The organism is Kitasatospora xanthocidica, assembly GCF_014656195.1.
Taxonomy (GTDB): Bacteria; Actinomycetota; Actinomycetes; order Streptomycetales; family Streptomycetaceae; genus Kitasatospora; species Kitasatospora xanthocidica.
Map to the genome: position 1 here is coordinate 370590 of NZ_BNBY01000005.1, position 17660 is coordinate 388249.

Sequence of the window (17660 nt, forward strand, 5' to 3'; positions counted from 1 at the left end):
TCAAGCAAGCGGCAAGTAAGCGACGGGTAAGCGACCAGCAGCCGACGCACCCCACGGTGACACGTGGGGAAGAGACGCCCGTGGGGCGGCCCTCCGGACTCGGAGGACCGCCCCACGGGCGTTCTTGCGGAGCCTGGGGTCACTCGCCCCGGGTGCCGAGGTGGTGCACCTGCACCATGTTGGTGGTGCCGGGGATGCCGACCGGGACACCGGCGGTGACGATGACGGTCTCGCCCTCGGCGAGGCGGCCCATCCGCAGCAGCTCACGGTCGACCTGGGCGACCATGGCGTCGGTGGTGGCCACCTGCTCGGTCACGTACGCCTCGACGCCCCAGCTCAGCGAGAGCTGGTTGCGGGTCGCGCTGTCCGGGGTGAACGCGATCACCGGGATCGGCGACCGGTAGCGGGACAGCCGGCGGGCGGTGTCACCGGACTTGGTGAAGGCGACCAGCGCCTTGCCGTCGAGGAAGTCGCCCAGCTCGCACGCGGCGCGGGCGACCGAGCCGCCCTGGGTGCGCGGCTTGCGGCCCGGGTTGAGCGGCTGCAGGCCCTGGGAGACCAGCTCCTCCTCGGCCTTCTCGCAGATCCGGCTCATGGTGCGGACGGTCTCGATCGGGTACTTGCCGACGCTGGACTCGGCGGAGAGCATCACCGCGTCGGCGCCGTCCAGGATGGCGTTGGCGACGTCGGAGACCTCGGCGCGGGTCGGGCGCGAGGCGTGGATCATCGACTCCATCATCTGGGTGGCGACGATGACCGGCTTGGCGTTGCGGCGGGCCAGGGTGACCAGCTGCTTCTGGACCAGCGGCACCCGCTCCAGCGGGTACTCGACGGCGAGGTCGCCGCGGGCGACCATGATGGCGTCGAAGGCGAGGACGATCTCCTCCATGGCCTCGACGGCCTGCGGCTTCTCGATCTTGGCGATGACCGGCACGCGGATGCCGACCTCGTCCATGACCTCGTGGACGTCCTTGATGTCGTCCGCGTTGCGGACGAAGGACAGGGCGACCATGTCGACGCCCAGGCGCAGCGAGAAGCGCAGGTCGTCCTTGTCCTTCTCGGACAGGGCGGGCACGTTCACGGCCGCGCCGGGCAGGTTGATGCCCTTGTTGTTCGAGAGCACGCCGCCCTCGACCACCACGGTCTTCACCCGCGGGCCGTCGACGCTGACGACCTCCAGGGCGATGACGCCGTCGTTGATCAGGATCGGGTCGCCGGGCTTCACGTCGCCGGGCAGGCCCTTGTAGGTGGTGCCGCAGATGTACTGGTCACCGGGGACGTCTTCGGTGGTGATGGTGAACTCGTCGCCGTTGTCGACGGTCACCGGGCCGTTGGCGAAGGTCGCCAGACGGATCTTCGGACCCTGGAGGTCGGCCAGGACGCCGATGGCCTTGCCGGTGTCCTCCGAGACCTGGCGGACCTTCCGGTACCGCTCCTCGTGGTCCGCGTGGTTGCCGTGGCTCATGTTCAGTCGGGCGACGTTCATGCCCGCCTCGACGATGGCCTTCAGCTGTTCGTAGGAGTCCGTCGCGGGACCCAGGGTGCAGACAATTTTCGCTCGGCGCATATGGATCAGTCTATCCGTTCGTGTTATCGGTGCATTCGGCACGGATGGGGAGGAATCGCCGACGATTTGTCCCGAAGAGCGAGACAATTCCGTGTCAGTCCTCGGACTGTTCACCCTCCCGGTGCACCAGGGCGAAGGCCTGCCGGGCGATCTCCAGTTCCTCGTCGGTGGGCACCACCGCGACCGCCACCCGGGCGAACGCGGGCGAGATGATCCGGGCCTCGCCGGAACGCACCGAGTTCAGCTCCGGGTCCACGGCGATGCCCAGCTCCTCCAGCCCCGCGGTGGCCGCCGCGCGCACCGGCGCCGCGTTCTCCCCGACCCCCGCGGTGAACGCGATCGCGTCCACCCGGCCGAGCACCGCGTAGTAGCCGCCGATGTACTTGCGCAGCCGGTGGACGTACGCGTCGAAGGCGAGCGCGGCGTCCGCGTCGCCCTCGTCGGCGCGCCGCATGATCTCGCGCATGTCGTTCTCGCCGCACAGCCCGCGCAGGCCGCTGCGGCGGTTGAGCAGGTCGTCGATCTCGTCGACGGACAGCCCGCCGACCCGGTGCAGGTGGAACACCACGCCGGCGTCGATGTCGCCCGAGCGGGTGCCCATGACCAGGCCCTCCAGCGGGGTCAGGCCCATCGAGGTGTCCACGCAGCGGCCCCCGGCGACCGCCGAGGCGGAGGCGCCGTTGCCCAGGTGCAGCACGATCACGTTGACCTCGGCCGGGTCCTTGCCGAGCAGCCGGGCGGTGGCCCGCGAGACGTACTGGTGCGAGGTGCCGTGGAAGCCGTAGCGGCGCACCCGGTGCTCGTCGGCGACGGCCTTGTCGATCGCGTACCGGGCGGCGGACTCGGGCATCGAGGCGTGGAAGGCGGTGTCGAAGACGGCCACCTGGGGGAGGTCGGGGCGCAGCGCCCGGGCCACCTCGATGCCGGTGATGTTGGCCGGGTTGTGCAGCGGGGCGACCGGGATCAGCCGGCGGATCTCCCGCAGCACCTCGTCGGTGATCACGGTCGGCTCGGTGAACCGCTGGCCGCCGTGCACCACCCGGTGGCCGATCGCGGCCAGCTCGGGGGAGTCCAGCCCGAGGCCGTCGGCGGCCAGTTCCTCGGCGACGGCCTTCAGCGCGGCGGAGTGGTCGGGGAAGCCCTGCGACGCCTCGCGCCGCTCGCCCGTCCCCGGGGTGTGCACCAGCCGGCCGCCGGTCTCGCCGATCCGCTCCACCAGCCCGGAGGCCAGCCGGGCGCCGTCCAGCATGTCGATCAGCTGGTACTTCACCGACGAGGAGCCGGCGTTCAGCACCAGGACGCGCGTTCCTCCACTCATGCCTGAAGCTCCTTGCGGTCCTGGGACTGGGACTGGGACTGGGACTGGATGGCGGTGATCGCGACGGTGTTGACGATGTCCTGTACCAGCGCCCCGCGCGAGAGGTCGTTGACGGGCTTGCGCAGCCCCTGCAGCACCGGGCCGACCGCGACCGCGCCGGCCGAGCGCTGGACGGCCTTGTAGGTGTTGTTGCCGGTGTTGAGGTCCGGGAAGATCAGCACGGTGGCCCGCCCGGCCACCGCCGAGCCCGGCAGCTTGGTGGCCGCGACGCGCTCGTCCACCGCCGCGTCGTACTGGATCGGGCCCTCGACCAGGATGTCCGGGCGCAGCTCGCGGACGAGCTCGGTGGCCTTGCGGACCTTGTCGACGTCCGCGCCGGAGCCGGAGGTGCCGGTCGAGTACGAGAGCATCGCGACCCGCGGCTCCACCCCGAACTGGGCGGCGGTGGCGGCGGCCTGGATGGCGATGTCGGCCAGTTGCTGGGCGTCCGGGTCGGGGTTGACCGCGCAGTCGCCGTACACCAGGACCTTGTCGGCCAGGCACATGAAGAAGACCGAGGAGACGATCGAGGCGCCCGGCGAGGTCTTGATCACCTCGAAGGCGGGCCGGATGGTGGCCGCGGTGGAGTGCACCGCGCCGGACACCATGCCGTCCGCGATGCCCTCCTGGACCATCAGGGTGCCGAAGTACGAGACGTCGGTGACGACGTCCAGGGCCAGCTCGACGGTCATCCCCTTGTGGGCCCGCAGCCGCGCGTACAGCTCGGCGAACTGGCGGCGCAGCGGGCTGGTGGCCGGGTCGACGATCCGGACCTGGGCGCGGTCGGTGCCCGGGTCCTCTCGCGGGAGGTCGATGCCGAGGCCCGCGGCCTTGCGGCGCACCGCGTCCGGCTCGCCGAGCAGGGTGAGGTCGCAGATGTTGCGGCGCAGCAGGATCTCGGCCGCGCGCAGCACCCGCTCCTCGGTGCCCTCGGGCAGCACGACGTGCCGGCGGCCGGCCCGGGCGCGCTCCAGCAGCTCGTGCTCGAACATCATCGGGGTCACCCGCTCGGACCGGCCGACCTCGATCCGGTTGGTCAACTCGACGGTGTCGACGTGTAGTTCGAACAGGCCGAGGGCGATCTCGGCCTTCCGGGCGCTGGCCGCGGTGAGCTTGCCCTCCAGGTGGGTCAGGGCCGCGGCGGTGGGCCAGCTGCCCTCGGGGACGACCGCGACCGGGGTGCCGGGGGCGAGCCGGGCGGCCAGTGCCATCACGTTCGGGCCGGGGTGCTGGCCGAGCGTCAGCAGGATGCCGGCGATCGGCGGGGCGCCGGCGGCGTGCGCGGCCAGCGAGCCGATCACCAGGTCGGCGCGGTCCCCGGGGGTGACGACCAGCGCGCCCTCGGTCAGCGCGTCCAGGAAGGTCGGCAGCATGGCGCCGCCGAAGACGTAGCCGCGCACGTCCCGGGCCAGTCCGGCCGCGTCCCCGAGCAGCACCTCGGCGCCGGTCGCCTCGACCAGCTGGGCGACGGTCGGCGCGGCCAGCGCCGGCTCCTCCGGGATGACGTAGGCGGGGATCGGCAGCTTCTCGGTGAGCGTGCGCTGGATCCGCTGCTTGCCGCCCGGCGCGACCCGGTTGGCGATCATCGCCAGGGTCTCGCAGCCGAGGTCGGTGTACGCCCGGTGGGCGTTGCGCACCTCCGCGGTCACGGCGTCCGGGTCCGCCGCGTGCCCGCCGACCACCGGCAGCACGGCGGCGCCGAACTCGTTGGCCAGCCGGGCGTTGAAGGCGAGCTCGTCCGGGATGTTGGTGTCGGCGAAGTCGGTGCCGAGCACCAGCACCGCCTGGCAGCGCCGTTCCACCGCGTGGAACCGGTCGACCAGCACGGAGACCAGTTCGTCCTGTCCCCGGGCGGCCTGCAGGGCGGCGGCCTCCTCGTAGGTGAGGCCGTACAGGTCGGCGCTCGGCAGGTCGATCCGGTAGCGGCCGCGCAGCAGCTCGACCACGTGGTCCGACCCCGGCCGCCCGGGTGCCGAGGCGTGCACCAGCGGGCGGAAGACCCCGACCCGGTCCACCTGGCGGGTGAGCAGTTCCATGACCCCGAGTTCGACCGCCTGCCGGCCGTCCCCCCGGTCGATCCCGGTCACGTACACGCTGCGCGCCACGCGGATGTCTCCGTCCCGTCGTCTCGGTGGGTGGTCATCCCGACCATACCTTCGCACCACGAACGCCCGTCCGCGAGCAGAGCCGCCCACGGCGGGCAAGGGACGAACGGCCTGGACTCGGGATTTGCGTCGACGCTCCGCCTTGATGTACCTACATGATGTAGTTACATTGGAGGGTATGGAGACCATGGGACTGCGTGAACTGAACCAGAACCCGTCGAAGGCGGTCGCGCGGGTCCGGGCCGGCGCGACGATCGTCGTGACCGACCGCGGGCGGCCCGTGCTGAGACTGGTGCCGGAAGCGGCCCCGGACACCACCCTCGAACGCATGGTCGCGGCCGGCGAGGTCACTCCGCCCGCCGAGCAGGGCATGCCCGACCTCGCCCTCGACCTGCTGCCGGACGTCGGCAGCCTGTCGGACCTTCTGATCGAAGAGCGGAACCGGGAGCGCGACCGTTGATCTACCTCGACTCGTGCGCGCTGCTCAAGTTCATCAAGCCGGAGCCGGAGACGGCCGCGCTGCGCGCCTGGAGGCAGGCACTCCCGGACGGCACCGAACTGATCACCAGCGAGCTGGCCCGGCTGGAGATCACCCGTACGCTGCTCCGCGCGGGCCTTTCGCACCAGCTGGTCCCGTACCACGTCGACCAAGCGCTCCGGGGTGCCTACCGGGTCGACCTCAGCAGCGCGGTGCTGGCCAGGGCCCTCGCCTACCGCACTCCGAGGCTGGGGTCGCTGGACGCGCTCCATCTGGCCAGCGCGGAGCCCTTCCGTGCCGAACTCACCGACTTCGTCACCTACGACCGCGAGCTCGGCAGGGCCGCGGAAGAGCTCGGGTTCCCCGTCACGGCCCCCAGGTGAGTGCCCGCCCGTGGCGGCGGGCGGGCACTCGGGGTCCTCAGCGGGCCGGGCGGAGCCAGAGGGTGGCGAGCGGGGGGAGGATCAGTTCGGCCGAGCGGGGCTGGCCGTCCCACTCCACCGGGTCGGCCTTGACCGGGTGCGAGTTGCCGATGCCGCCGCCGCCGTACTCCTCGGCGTCGGTGTTCAGCAGTTCCTCCCACAGCTGGTCGCGGCCGGCCAGGCGGGGCAGGCCGACCCGGCGGCCGTGGCGGACGACCGGGGAGAAGTTGCAGACCGCGACCAGCGGGGTGCCGTCGGCCGCGTAGCGGACGAAGGAGAGCAGGTTGTCCTCGGCCGCGCCGCCGTCGAGCCACCGGAAGCCGTCCGGGGTGGTGTCCAGCTCCCACAGGGCCGGGGTGTCGAGGTAGCGCCGGTTGAGGTCGCGGACCAGCCGGCGCACTCCCAGGTGGTCCTGGTGGGCCGGCCACTGCTCGTCGAGCACCCACCACTGCGGGCCCTGCTCGTGGTCCCACTCCGCGCCCTGGGCGAACTCCTGGCCCATGTAGAGCAGTTGCTTGCCCGGGTGGGACCACATGAAGCCCAGGTAGGCGCGGTGGTTGGCGCGCTGCTGCCACCAGTCGCCGGGCATCTTGGAGACCAGGGCCTGCTTGCCGTGGACGACCTCGTCGTGCGAGATCGGCAGGACGTAGTTCTCGGAGTAGGCGTACACCATCGAGAAGGTGATCTCGTTGTGGTGGTACTTGCGGTGCACCGGCTCCTTGGACATGTAGACCAGCGAGTCGTGCATCCAGCCCATGTTCCACTTCAGCCCGAAGCCGAGGCCGCCGGCGTCGGTGGGGCGGGTGACGCCGTCCCAGGCGGTGGACTCCTCGGCGATGGTGATCACGCCCGGGCAGCGCCGGTAGACGGTGGCGTTCATCTCCTGCAGGAAGGCGGCCGCGTCCAGGTTCTCCCGGCCGCCGTGCTGGTTGGGCGTCCAGGCGCCGCCCTCGCGGGAGTAGTCCAGGTAGAGCATCGAGGCGACGGCGTCCACCCGCAGGCCGTCGATGTGGAACTCCTCGCACCAGTAGACCGCGTTGGCCACCAGGAAGTTGCGCACCTCCTTGCGGCCGTAGTCGAACTCCAGCGTCCCCCAGTCGGGGTGCTCGGCGCGCAGCGGGTCGGCGGGCTCGTACAGCGGCTCGCCGTCGAAGCGGGCGAGCGCGAAGTCGTCCTTGGGGAAGTGCGCGGGCACCCAGTCGACGATCACGCCGATGCCGTGCCGGTGCAGGGTGTCCACCAGGTGCCGGAAGTCGTCCGGGCCGCCCAGCCGGGCGGTGGGGGCGTAGTAGCCGGACACCTGGTAGCCCCAGGAGCCGCCGAAGGGGTGCTCCATCACCGGCATGAACTCCACGTGGGTGAAGTTCAACTCCTTGAGGTAGTGCGGCAGTTCCTCGGCGATGGCGCGGTAGGTGGTGAGGTCGGGGCGCCAGGAGGGCAGGTGCAGCTCGTAGACCGACATCGGCGCCCGGTGGTGCGGGGTGCGGGCCCGGCGGGCCATCCACTCGTCGTCCTGCCACCGGTAGTCGGAGGAGGTGACCACCGAGGCGGTGCCGGGCGGGCACTGGGCGGCCCGGGCCAGCGGGTCGGCCTTGTCGAGCACCCAGCCCTGCCGGGTGTGCACCTCGTACTTGTACGTGGTGCCCTCGGCCAGGCCGGGGACGAACAGCTCCCAGATCCCGGAGGAGCCGAGCGAGCGCATCGGGTGCCCGGTGCCGTTCCAGTGGTTGAAGTCGCCGATCAGCCGGACTCCGACGGCGTTCGGCGCCCAGACGGCGAACGCGGTGCCGGCCACGCCGTCGACGGTGCGCACGTGCGAGCCGAGCGCCTGCCACAGCTGCTCGTGCCGGCCCTCGGAGATCAGGTGCAGGTCGAGTTCGCCGAGGGTGGGCGGGGTGCGGTAGCCGTCCCGCTGGCGCAGCGGCCGGCCGTCGGCGTAGGTCACCAGCAGGGTGTAGTCGGACGGTTCGTCGCCGGCCACCAGGCCGGTGAACAACCCGCTCTGCTGGTGGGTGAGTTCGGCCGGGCCGTGGGCGGTCTCGACGACCACCCGCTCGGCGAACGGGCGCAGCACCCGGATCGCCGTGCCGCCGTGCACCGGGTGCGCGCCGAGCACCCCGTGCGGGTCGTGGTGCTGCCCGCTCACCAGCCGGTCCACCTCGGACGGCGGCAGCGGCGCCTCGGGCAGGCGGAGGGCTGTGACGGGAGGTGCGACTTCCTCACCCGCTTCCAGCCGTTCGGGCCGTTCGGCTCGGGGCGGGGTGGTGACTCGCTCGCTCGCCTCCAGGTGGTCGGGCCGTTCGGCTCGGGGTGCGGAGGACCCGGCCAGGAAGGTGGCCGGGACGGGTCGGGTGGGGCGGCCGGTCGGGTCGAGCGGCGTCACGGCGTGGTCCTCCTGCGGCGGGATGGGCGAACTCGTGGCGGACGGGCGGACGGGCGGGGCGGGGCGGGATCAGACGGAGAGGGCGAGCCGGTTGATCGCGGCCAGCGGGATCGGCAGCCAGCTCGGCCGGTGCCGGGCCTCGTAGACCACCTCGTAGACCGCCTTGTCGATCTCCAGTGCCCTCATCAGCTCCGGCGAGGCGGCCGGGTCGGCGCCGCCTCCGGCGGTGTAGCCGGCGCAGAAGGCGGTGCGGTTGCGCTGGGCCCAGGCGGCGGCGAGGTGGGCCAGTTCCGGGTCGACCGGGCCGCCGGCCAGCAGGTGGGCGGCCGCGTAGTCGAAGGAGCGGAGCATCGCGGCGACGTCGCGCAGGGCGGGCTGCGGTTCCCGGCGCTCGTTGACCGATTTGGCCGGCTCGCCCTCGAAGTCCAGCAGCACCCATCCGTGCGGGGTCCGCATGGCCTGCCCGAGGTGCAGGTCGCCGTGGATGCGCTGGACCGGGAGGCCGTCCGGGTGGGCGTCGGCGAGCTGTTGGAAGGCGGTGCGCAGGGCGGACCGGAAGCGGAGCAGTCCGGGGACGGCGGCGACGGCGCTGTCCAGCCGGTCGGCCATGGTGGTGGCGAGCCGTCCGGTCTGGGTGCGGTCGAGCCGGGCGACCGGCATCGAGCGGGCCAGTACCCGGTGCACCTCGGCGGTGGCCCGGCCGAGCCGGTGCGCTTCGATGGCGAAGTTGCCGGGGGAGCGGTCGCCCTTGAGCCGGCCGACCTGGTCGAGAGCGAGTTCCCAGCCGTCCTCGGCGTCCGGCAGGTAGCGCTGGAGCAGGCCGAGGGTGGCGGGTTCGGCGCGTTCCATCCGGCTCTCGAACCAGGCGGCGACCCGGGGGATCCGGGTGGAGCCGGCCCGGGAGAGGGCGAGCGAGAGTTCGAGGTCGGGGTTGGTGCCGGGGTGGATGCGGCGGAACAGCTTGAGGATGTAGGAGGTGCCGTAGATGACCGAGCTGTTGGACTGCTCGGCGGTGGAGGCGCGGCCGGGGAGGTTGGCGGGCAGCCCGGAGCCGGGGGTGCGGCGGAAGGAGAGCGAGCCGAAGCGGTCGCCGGTGGCCAGGTGTTCGAGCAGCCGTCCGGTGAGTTCGGGGTCGTGCACCGCGTCGTACAGGGTCGCGCCGTCGTACGGGCCCTGGCTGAGCCGGCCGAGCACCGCGCCGGGTCCGATGTCGCCGGGGCCCTGGGAGCGGATGCCGAGCAGCAGCTGGTAGATGTCGCCGTGCGGGGCGCCGGCCGTGGTGGCGTGCTCGACCCGCAGCAGCAGGTGCAGCAGGGCCGGGTCGCCGACCTGCAGCGGGGTGCCGACCACCGGGGTGAGGCCGGTGATGGGCCGTCCCTTCCCGGCGTACCAGCGCTGGGTGGGCAGCCACGCGGCGATCAGCGGCAGCGCCGCCTGGATGAGCTCGCTGACCCCCAGGGCGGTTCTCCGGGCCCCGGAGCCCCGCGCGCCGGTCGGCACGGTGGGGCCGGCCTGGGCGTCGTGCTGCACATGGGCTTGAGAACGGGAGGTTTCGGACATGACTCCCTTTCCCCGGAAGCGCGCGGACGGCCCGACGGGTCGTGGCCGGGTCCGTCAGTCTTCCGGATTTCGGCGGCGCGGCGGTCGCGGCACGCGAGCACGGCTCGGGTGTCACGCCTTCGTGTGGGTGGCCGTTGGGCTGTTCTCCGTACGCGGTGGTGCAGAGAACTCCGGGGGCGCTGTGGTCCAACTGGCGCCCCCGGAGGGTCTGGTGGTGCTGTCGTGGCGCGTGCGGCGGATCGTTACTTCGATCGCCTGGTCCCGCTCAGGCGCGGGGGCTGCCGGAGCTGGAACCAGTAGAAGCCGTGTCCGGCGAGGGTGAGCAGGTAGGGCCACTCGCCGATCGACGGGAAGCGCACCCCGCCGATCAGTTCGACCGGGTACCGCCCGCCGTACTGCCGCAGGTCCAGCTCGGTCGGCTGCGCGAACCGCGAGAAGTTGTTCACGCACATGACCAGGTCCCCCTCGTACTCGCGCACGAAGGCCAGGACGGCGGGGTTGCTGGACGGCAGTTCGGTGTAGCTGCCGAGGCCGAACGCCGGATTGAGCTTGCGGATCTCGATCATGCGACGCGTCCAGTGCAGCAGCGAACTCGAACTGCTCTGCTGCGCCTCGACGTTGGTCACCTGGTAGCCGTACACCGGGTCCATGATGGGCGGCAGACTGAGCCTGCCCGGGTCGGCGGAGGAGAAACCCGCGTTGCGGTCCGGGGTCCACTGCATCGGCGTGCGCACGCCGTCCCGGTCGCCGAGCCAGATGTTGTCGCCCATGCCGATCTCGTCCCCGTAGTAGAGCACCGGCGAGCCGGGCAGGGAGAACAGCAGGGCGGTGAACAGCTCGATCTGGTTGCGGTCGTTCTCCAGCAGCGGGGCGAGCCGGCGGCGGATGCCCACGTTGGCGCGCATCCGGGGGTCCTTGGCGTACTCCGCGTACATGTAGTCGCGCTCCTCGTCGGTGACCATTTCCAGGGTCAGCTCGTCGTGGTTGCGCAGGAAGATGCCCCACTGGCAGCCGTTGGGGATCTGCGGGGTCTTGGCGAGGATCTCGGAGACCGGGTAGCGGGACTCGCGGCGCACCGCCATGAAGATCCGCGGCATCACCGGGAAGTGGAACGCCATGTGGCACTCGTCGCCGCCCGAGGTGAAGTCGCCGAAGTAGTCGACGACGTCCTCCGGCCACTGGTTGGCCTCGGCGAGCAGCACGGTGTCGGGGTAGTCGGCGTCGATCTCCTTGCGGACCCGCTGGAGGAACTCGTGGGTCTCGGGCAGGTTCTCGCAGTTGGTGCCCTCGCGGGCGAAGAGGTACGGCACCGCGTCCAGCCGGAAGCCGTCGATGCCGAGGTCGAGCCAGAACCGCAGCCCGGCGATCATCTCGTCCTGGACCCGGGGGTTGTCGTAGTTGAGGTCGGGCTGGTGCGAGAAGAAGCGGTGCCAGTAGTACTGCTTGCGGACGGGGTCGTAGGTCCAGTTGGAGGTCTCGGTGTCGACGAAGATGATCCGGGCGTCCGGGTACTGCTTGTCGTCGTCGGCCCACATGTAGAAGTCGCCGTACGGCCCGTCCGGGTCCGCCCGGGAGGCCTGGAACCACGGGTGCTGGTCGCTGGTGTGGTTCATGACGAAGTCGATGATCACCCGCATGCCCCGGGCGTGCGCGGCGTCGGTGAACTCCATGAAGTCGGCGAGGTCGCCGAACTCCGGCAGCACCGAGGTGTAGTCGGACACGTCGTACCCGCCGTCGCGCAGCGGCGAGGCGAAGAACGGGGGCAGCCAGAGGCAGTCGATCCCGAGCCACTGGAGGTAGTCGAGCTTGGCCGTGAGCCCCTTGAGGTCCCCGACCCCGTCGCCGTTGCTGTCCTGGAAGGACCGCACCAGCACCTCGTAGAACACCGCACGCTTGAACCACTCGGGGTCCAGGTTCTTCTTCGAGGTCTCGGGGAAGGTGTCGGGGACGGGCTCGTTCACTGTCACGCTGGGTTCCTCCGAACCGTGAGGAGGTGAGCCGGCTCGGCTGAGGGATCGAGCCGGACGTAGTTGTGCCGGCCCCAGGTGTAGACGGCGCCGGTGAGCTCGTCGTGCACCGCGAACGGGCCGTCGCCCTCGAGGGTGACGGTGGCCTCCTGGACGTGGTGCGGGTCGAGGTTCACGACGGTGATGACCTGGTCGGTGAGCCCCTCGGGGGTGGTCGCGGTCTTGGAGTAGGCGAGCACCCGGTCGTTGTCGGTGGGGTGGAAGCGCAGGTCGCGCAGCTGCTGCAGGGCGGGGTGGCGCCGGCGCAGCCGGTTCAGCACGGTCAGCAGCGGGGCGAGGGTGTCGGTGCGGGCCCAGTCGCGGGGGCGCAGCTCGTACTTCTCCGAGTGCAGGTACTCCTCGGAGCCCGGGTGGGCCGGCTCGTTCTCGTACAGCTCGTACCCGGCGTAGACGCCGTAGCTGGGGGAGAGGGTGGCGGCGAGCACGGCGCGGACGGCGAAGGCGGCGCGGCCGCCCTGCTGGAGGTACTCGTGCAGGATGTCCGGGGTGTTGGCGAAGAAGTTGGGGCGCATGTAGGCGGCCGTGTCACCGGTGAGTTCGGTGAGGTACTCGGTGAGTTCCGGCTTGGTGGTGCGCCAGGTGAAGTACGTGTACGACTGGTGGAAACCGATCTTCGCCAGGGTGTGCATCATCGCCGGGCGGGTGAAGGCCTCCGCCAGGAACACGACATCCGGGTCGGTGCGGGCGATGTCGCCGAGCACCTTCTCCCAGAACACCACCGGTTTGGTGTGCGGGTTGTCGACCCGGAAGATCCGCACGCCGTGGGACATCCAGAAGCGCAGGATCCGGATGGTTTCCTTGACGATTCCGTCCATGTCCTGGTCGAAGTTGATCGGAAAGATGTCCTGGTACTTCTTCGGCGGGTTCTCGGCGTAGGCGATGGTGCCGTCCGCGCGGTGGCTGAACCATTCCGGGTGCTTGTTCACCCAGGGGTGGTCGGGGGAGCACTGGAGGGCGAAGTCGAGCGCCACCTCCAGGTGCAGGTCCCGGGCCTCGGTGACGAAGTGGTCGAAGTCCTCGATGGTGCCGAGGTCGGGGTGGACCGCGTCGTGGCCGCCCTCGGGGGAGCCGATCGCCCAGGGCGAGCCGACGTCGTGCGGACCGGCCGTCAGGGTGTTGTCCGGGCCCTTGCGGAAGGCTCGGCCGATCGGGTGGACCGGCGGCAGGTAGACCACGTCGAAGCCCATCGCGGCGACCGCCGGCAGCCGCTCGGCGGCGGTGCGCAGGGTGCCCGGGCGCGGCGGCTCGACACCGGCCGGGTCCACCACGGCGCCCTCCGAGCGCGGGAAGAACTCGTACCAGGAGCCGAACAGCGCGCGCTCGCGGTCCACCTGCAGCGGCAGCGGGCGGGAGGCGCTGAGCAGCTCGCGCAGCGGGTACCGGGTCAGCAGCTCCAGCACCTCGGGGGCGAGGGCGGCGGCCAGCCGGGACAGCGGCGGCATGGCCGGGTCGCGCAGCGCGTCGGCGGCGGCCAGCACGTCGGCGCGGCCCTCCTTCTTCGGCACGCCGGCCGCGGCCTGCTCGAACAGCCGGGCGCCCTCCTCCAGGACCAGCGCGGTGTCGATCCCGGCGGGCAGCTTCACCGAGGCGGTCCTGCGCCAGGTGGCGATCGGGTCGCTCCACGCCTCCACCAGGTACGACCAGCGGCCGGGCGCGGTCGGGGTGACGTACGCGCCCCAGCGGTCGGTGCCCTCGGCGAGCTCGCGCATCGGGGTCCACGGGCCGCCGCGGCCGCGCGGGTCGCGCAGCACCACGTTGGCGTTGACGGCGTCGTGGCCCTCGCGGAAGACGGTCGCGGTGACCAGGAAGGTCTCGCCGACGACGGCCTTGGCCGGGCGGCGGCCGCCGTCGACGAGCGGGCTGACGTCCAGGACGGGGATGCGGCCGATCACGGTGTCGCTCTCTGTCTTGCGGGCGGCGGTCTTGGCAGTGGTCTTGGCGGTGCTCTTGGCAGTGGTCTTGGTGGTCTTGGCAGCAGGCCTGGTGGACGGACCGGTGGCGGTCCCGGCGCCGCCCTTCGCGGCGGACGCCTTCGGGGCGGCCGCCTTCTTCGCGGCGGCCGTCCGGCGCGGCGCGGGGTCGGCCCCGGTGCCGGCCTTCGGGGTGGTGGCCGGGGCGGTGGTGCGGCGCGTGCTGGTGGCGCGCCCGCGGGGTGCCGCGGTCCCGTCCTCCTCGGCCCCGGGGTGTCGGGGCGCCGCGGAGGGCCGGGCTTCGGAGGATCCGGCACGGACCGCCCCGGACGCCCGGGGCGCGGGCATCGCCGGATCTGTCCGAGTGTCAGAATCCATCCGTCCGGCGGATTCCGCGACCGCTGGGTCGAGCGTTTCGGCCACCGGTGTGGACTGGTCCCGCGTGTCGCCGTGCATGCCAAACTCCTGCCCGAGATCGACGGCAGCTCCCGCGGGCCGGGGTCGGGCCAGGGAGTACCGGGAGGACTGCTGGGTGGGGAGGACGTGCGACCGGAGCCTGCCCGCGTCGCTGTCCCCGGCAACCTGCCCGGCGCCCGCCGAGTCGGCGGCGGGACGCCCTGGAGCCCGTGCGCGTCCCGGCGCACGCCTCCGGGGGCACGCCCCCCGGGCGGTCCGGTCCACCCGTGAACGAGCGGGCCGGGCCCGAGGACACGCGCCGGTGCGCGGTGAGCGCCGAATGGGCTAAGGAGAACGGGAACGGCCAACGCGAAAAGGATTCGGACGTGCTGCTTCGAGGGGGACGCCACCCGTCGCCGCACTCCCCACAGCATCAACGACCTTCGGTCATCCTCGCACCGGCGGCGCGGTTTTTGCAGCGGTACGACAGGAGTTTCGAGTCTTCTCCCGAGCGGGTGCGCCATCGGAAATGGATCCGTACCGCGGAGTTCACGTATTGGTAGCGCGGGCCCCCGAAATGTGCGCCGCGCGCGCCCCCTGTGCAGACCAATGCGCCGAATGCGATCTCATCAATAGGCCGAACGGATGCCCAATAGCCCACATGACGCACTGTCGGACCGACCGCCGAGGCTACGCTTCACGCCGTGAAGGCAATCCGCAGATTCACCGTCCGCACCGTCCTGCCCGAACAACTCCAGCCGTTGCACGAGCTGGCCCTCAACCTGCGCTGGTCCTGGCACCCCGAGACCAGGGACCTGTTCCGGTCCGTGGACCCGGAGGTCTGGGCCGCGACCGGCGAGGACCCGGTGCGGCTGCTCGGGGAGGTCCCGGCCGCCCGGCTCGCCGCGCTCGCCGCCGACCGGCGGTTCCTGCGCAGACTCGGCGACCTCGCCGACGACCTGCGCGACTACCTGAGCGGACCGCGCTGGTACCAGACCCGGCAGGAGACCGAGGCCGGCGCGCTGCCGGCCGCCGTCGCCTACTTCTCGCCCGAGTACGGCATCGCCGCCGCGCTGCCCCAGTACTCCGGCGGGCTCGGCATCCTGGCCGGCGACCACCTCAAGGCCGCCAGCGACCTCGGCGTCCCGGTCATCGGCGTCGGGCTCTTCTACCGGCACGGCTACTTCCGGCAGTCCCTCGACCGGGACGGCTGGCAGCAGGAGCGCTACCCGCTGCTCGACCCGGACGAGCTCGCGGTCAGCCCGCTGCGGGAGGCCGACGGCACCCCCTGCCGGGTCGACCTCGCGCTGCCCGGCGGACGCACCCTGGCCGCCCGGATCTGGAAGGCCCAGGTCGGCCGGGTGCCGCTGCTGCTGCTCGACTCCGACATCGAGGCCAACTCGCCCGCCGAACGCGACGTCACCGACCGGCTGTACGGCGGCGGCAGCGAGCACCGGCTGCTGCAGGAGATGCTGCTAGGCATCGGCGGCGTCCGGGCGGTGCGCGCCTACTGCCGGCTCACCGGGCACCCCGCGCCCGAGGTTTTCCACACCAACGAGGGCCACGCCGGCTTCCTCGGCGTCGAACGGATCCGCGAGCTGGTCGCCGCGGGCCCGGCCGACCCGGACACCGCCGCCCTGGACTTCGCCGCCGCCCTGGAGTCCGTCCGGGCCGGCACGCTCTTCACCACCCACACGCCCGTCCCGGCCGGCATCGACCGCTTCGACCGCGAGCTGGTCGCCCGCCACTTCGGCGGCGAGGCCGCGCTGCCCGGCGTCCCGGTCGACCAGGTGCTCGCGCTCGGTGCCGAGACCTGGCCCGGCGGGGACCCGAAGCTGTTCAACATGGCCGCCATGGGCCTGCGGCTGGCCCAGCGCGCCAACGGGGTCTCCACCCTGCACGGCGAGGTCAGCCGCTCGATGTTCAACGGCCTCTGGCCCGGCTTCGACCCCGCCGAGGTGCCGATCACCTCGGTCACCAACGGCGTCCACGCCGCCACCTGGATCGACCCGGCGGTCGTCCGGCTCGGCGCCGCCGAGATCGGCGCCGAGCGCGCCGAGGAGGCGATGACCACCGGCGAGGCCACCCGCTGGACCGGCCTGGAGTCGATCGGCAACAGCGAGGTCTGGGAGCTGCGCCGCACCCTGCGCGCCCAGCTGGTGGAGGAGGCCCGCCGTCGGCTGCGCGCCTCCTGGCGCCAGCGCGGGGCCGGCCAGGCCGAACTCGGCTGGGTCTCCTCGGTGCTCGACCCGGACGTGCTCACCATCGGCTTCGCCCGCCGGGTGCCCTCGTACAAGCGGCTCACCCTGATGCTCCGCGACCAGGACCGGCTGCGGTCCCTGCTGCTCCACCCCACCCGGCCGGTGCAGATCGTGGTCGCGGGCAAGGCCCACCCGGCCGACGACGGCGGCAAGCGGCTGATCCGGCAGATGGTCGCCTTCGCCGACGACCCGGCCGTCCGGCACCGGATCGTCTTCCTGCCCGACTACGACATGGCGATGGCCCAGCACCTCTACCCGGGCTGCGACGTCTGGCTCAACAACCCGCTGCGCCCGCTGGAGGCCTGCGGCACCTCCGGGATGAAGGCCGCGCTCAACGGCTGCCTCAACCTGTCCGTCCTGGACGGCTGGTGGGACGAGTGGTACGACGGCCGCAACGGCTGGGCGATCCCCACCGCCGACGAGCGCGACGGCGTGCTCGACCCGGACAGCGGCGAGGCCGAACGGCGCGACGACATCGAGTCCGCCGCGCTCTACGACCTGATCGAGGACCAGGTCGCCGCCCGGTTCTACGACCGGGACGCGGACGGGCTGCCGCAGCAGTGGATCGCCATGGTCCGGCACACCCTGGTCACCCTCGGGCCCAAGGTGCTCGCCGGGCGGATGGTCCGCGAGTACGTCGAACGGCTGTACGCCCCGGCGGCGCTGGCCCAGCGGGAGCTGGCGGGCGAGCACTACGCACCCGCGCGGGAGCTGGCGGGCTGGAAGGCGAAGGTCCGGGAGGCCTGGCCGGCCGTCCGGGTCGAGCACGTCGAGGCGGACTGCCCGGCCGAGGCCCAGGAGCTGGGCAGCTCGCTGGCGCTGCGGGTGCAGGTCGCGCTCGGCGCGCTGGAGCCGGACGACGTCGAGGTCCAGGTCGTCTCCGGCCGGGTGGACGAGTCGGACGGCATCTCGGACGCCTGCCTGCTCGCCCTCAAGCCGGTCGGCGGGCCCGACCTGGACGGGCGCACCCGCTACGAGGGCTCGCTGGAGCTGTGCCGGACCGGCCCGTTCGGCTACACCGTCCGGGTGCTGCCCGCGCACCCGCGGCTGGCCTCCCCGGCCGAGCTGGGACTGGTCGCGCTGCCGGCCGAGTCGGCCGGGATGGACGCGGGGCTGCTGCGCTGACGCCGCGCCGGATGACTGCCGTACGTCGACCACGGACGGCAGTCATCCGCTTGCCGCCCGTGTCGCCCG

At 72.3% G+C, this 17660-nt stretch carries 10 protein-coding genes; 3 read left to right on the forward strand and 7 right to left on the reverse strand.

Annotated features, from left to right (window positions below):
* Window positions 1–139 precede the first annotated feature (139 nt).
* From pyk to pta, 3 genes are all read right to left on the reverse strand, one after another.
* Window positions 140–1567 carry a pyruvate kinase gene (gene pyk, locus IE332_RS12015; RefSeq protein ID WP_189915769.1) on the reverse strand — a complete coding sequence of 476 codons (1428 nt, stop codon included), beginning with the start codon at window positions 1565–1567 and terminating at the stop codon, window positions 140–142.
* 94 nt (window positions 1568–1661) lie between these two features.
* The gene (locus IE332_RS12020; RefSeq protein ID WP_189915770.1) at window positions 1662–2885 is read right to left on the reverse strand and encodes an acetate kinase; all 1224 of its coding nucleotides are present in this window, start codon (window positions 2883–2885) and stop codon (window positions 1662–1664) included.
* Window positions 2882–5029 carry a phosphate acetyltransferase gene (pta, locus tag IE332_RS12025; RefSeq protein WP_189915771.1) on the reverse strand — a complete coding sequence of 716 codons (2148 nt, stop codon included), beginning with the start codon at window positions 5027–5029 and terminating at the stop codon, window positions 2882–2884. Before pta ends, IE332_RS12020 begins: the two co-directional genes overlap by 4 nt.
* Window positions 5030–5207: 178 nt before the next feature.
* On the opposite strand from pta, the gene IE332_RS12030 reads away from it, so the two are divergent.
* On the forward strand, window positions 5208–5489 hold the full coding sequence (locus IE332_RS12030) for a type II toxin-antitoxin system Phd/YefM family antitoxin (protein WP_189915772.1): 282 nt from the start codon (window positions 5208–5210) through the stop codon (window positions 5487–5489).
* Entirely contained in the window at window positions 5486–5890 is a 405-nt protein-coding gene (locus IE332_RS12035) for a type II toxin-antitoxin system VapC family toxin (RefSeq protein WP_189915773.1), read from the forward strand. The genes IE332_RS12030 and IE332_RS12035 overlap by 4 nt, the downstream gene beginning before the upstream one ends.
* Window positions 5891–5927: 37 nt before the next feature.
* On the opposite strand, the gene glgB is transcribed toward IE332_RS12035, so the two are convergent.
* From glgB to IE332_RS12055, 4 genes are all read right to left on the reverse strand, one after another.
* Complete coding sequence (gene glgB / locus IE332_RS12040; protein ID WP_229928529.1) at window positions 5928–8312, reverse strand: 1,4-alpha-glucan branching protein GlgB; 2385 nt, start codon at window positions 8310–8312, stop codon at window positions 5928–5930.
* Window positions 8313–8381: 69 nt separating this feature from the next.
* Window positions 8382–9872 carry a maltokinase N-terminal cap-like domain-containing protein gene (locus IE332_RS12045; protein ID WP_189915774.1) on the reverse strand — a complete coding sequence of 497 codons (1491 nt, stop codon included), beginning with the start codon at window positions 9870–9872 and terminating at the stop codon, window positions 8382–8384.
* 242 nt (window positions 9873–10114) lie between these two features.
* A complete protein-coding gene (treS, locus tag IE332_RS12050; protein WP_189915775.1) occupies window positions 10115–11839 on the reverse strand; it encodes a maltose alpha-D-glucosyltransferase in 1725 nt (574 codons plus the stop codon).
* Window positions 11836–13791 carry an alpha-1,4-glucan--maltose-1-phosphate maltosyltransferase gene (locus IE332_RS12055; RefSeq protein ID WP_189915864.1) on the reverse strand — a complete coding sequence of 652 codons (1956 nt, stop codon included), beginning with the start codon at window positions 13789–13791 and terminating at the stop codon, window positions 11836–11838. The genes treS and IE332_RS12055 overlap by 4 nt, the downstream gene beginning before the upstream one ends.
* A gap of 1118 nt (window positions 13792–14909) precedes the next feature.
* On the opposite strand from IE332_RS12055, the gene glgP reads away from it, so the two are divergent.
* Window positions 14910–17591, forward strand: a complete 2682-nt coding sequence (gene glgP, locus IE332_RS12060) for an alpha-glucan family phosphorylase (RefSeq protein ID WP_189915776.1) — start codon at window positions 14910–14912, stop codon at window positions 17589–17591.
* The last annotated feature ends 69 nt before the right edge of the window (window positions 17592–17660 follow it).

What these genes read in the sequence shown, in the direction of transcription:
- IE332_RS12030 (WP_189915772.1), top strand. Translation starts at nt 5,208, where the DNA reads ATGGAGACCATGGGACTGCGTGAACTGAACCAGAACCCGTCGAAGGCG.
- IE332_RS12020 (WP_189915770.1), bottom strand. Translation starts at nt 2,885, where the DNA reads ATGAGTGGAGGAACGCGCGTCCTGGTGCTGAACGCCGGCTCCTCGTCG.
- pyk (WP_189915769.1), bottom strand. Translation starts at nt 1,567, where the DNA reads ATGCGCCGAGCGAAAATTGTCTGCACCCTGGGTCCCGCGACGGACTCC.
- IE332_RS12045 (WP_189915774.1), bottom strand. Translation starts at nt 9,872, where the DNA reads ATGTCCGAAACCTCCCGTTCTCAAGCCCATGTGCAGCACGACGCCCAG.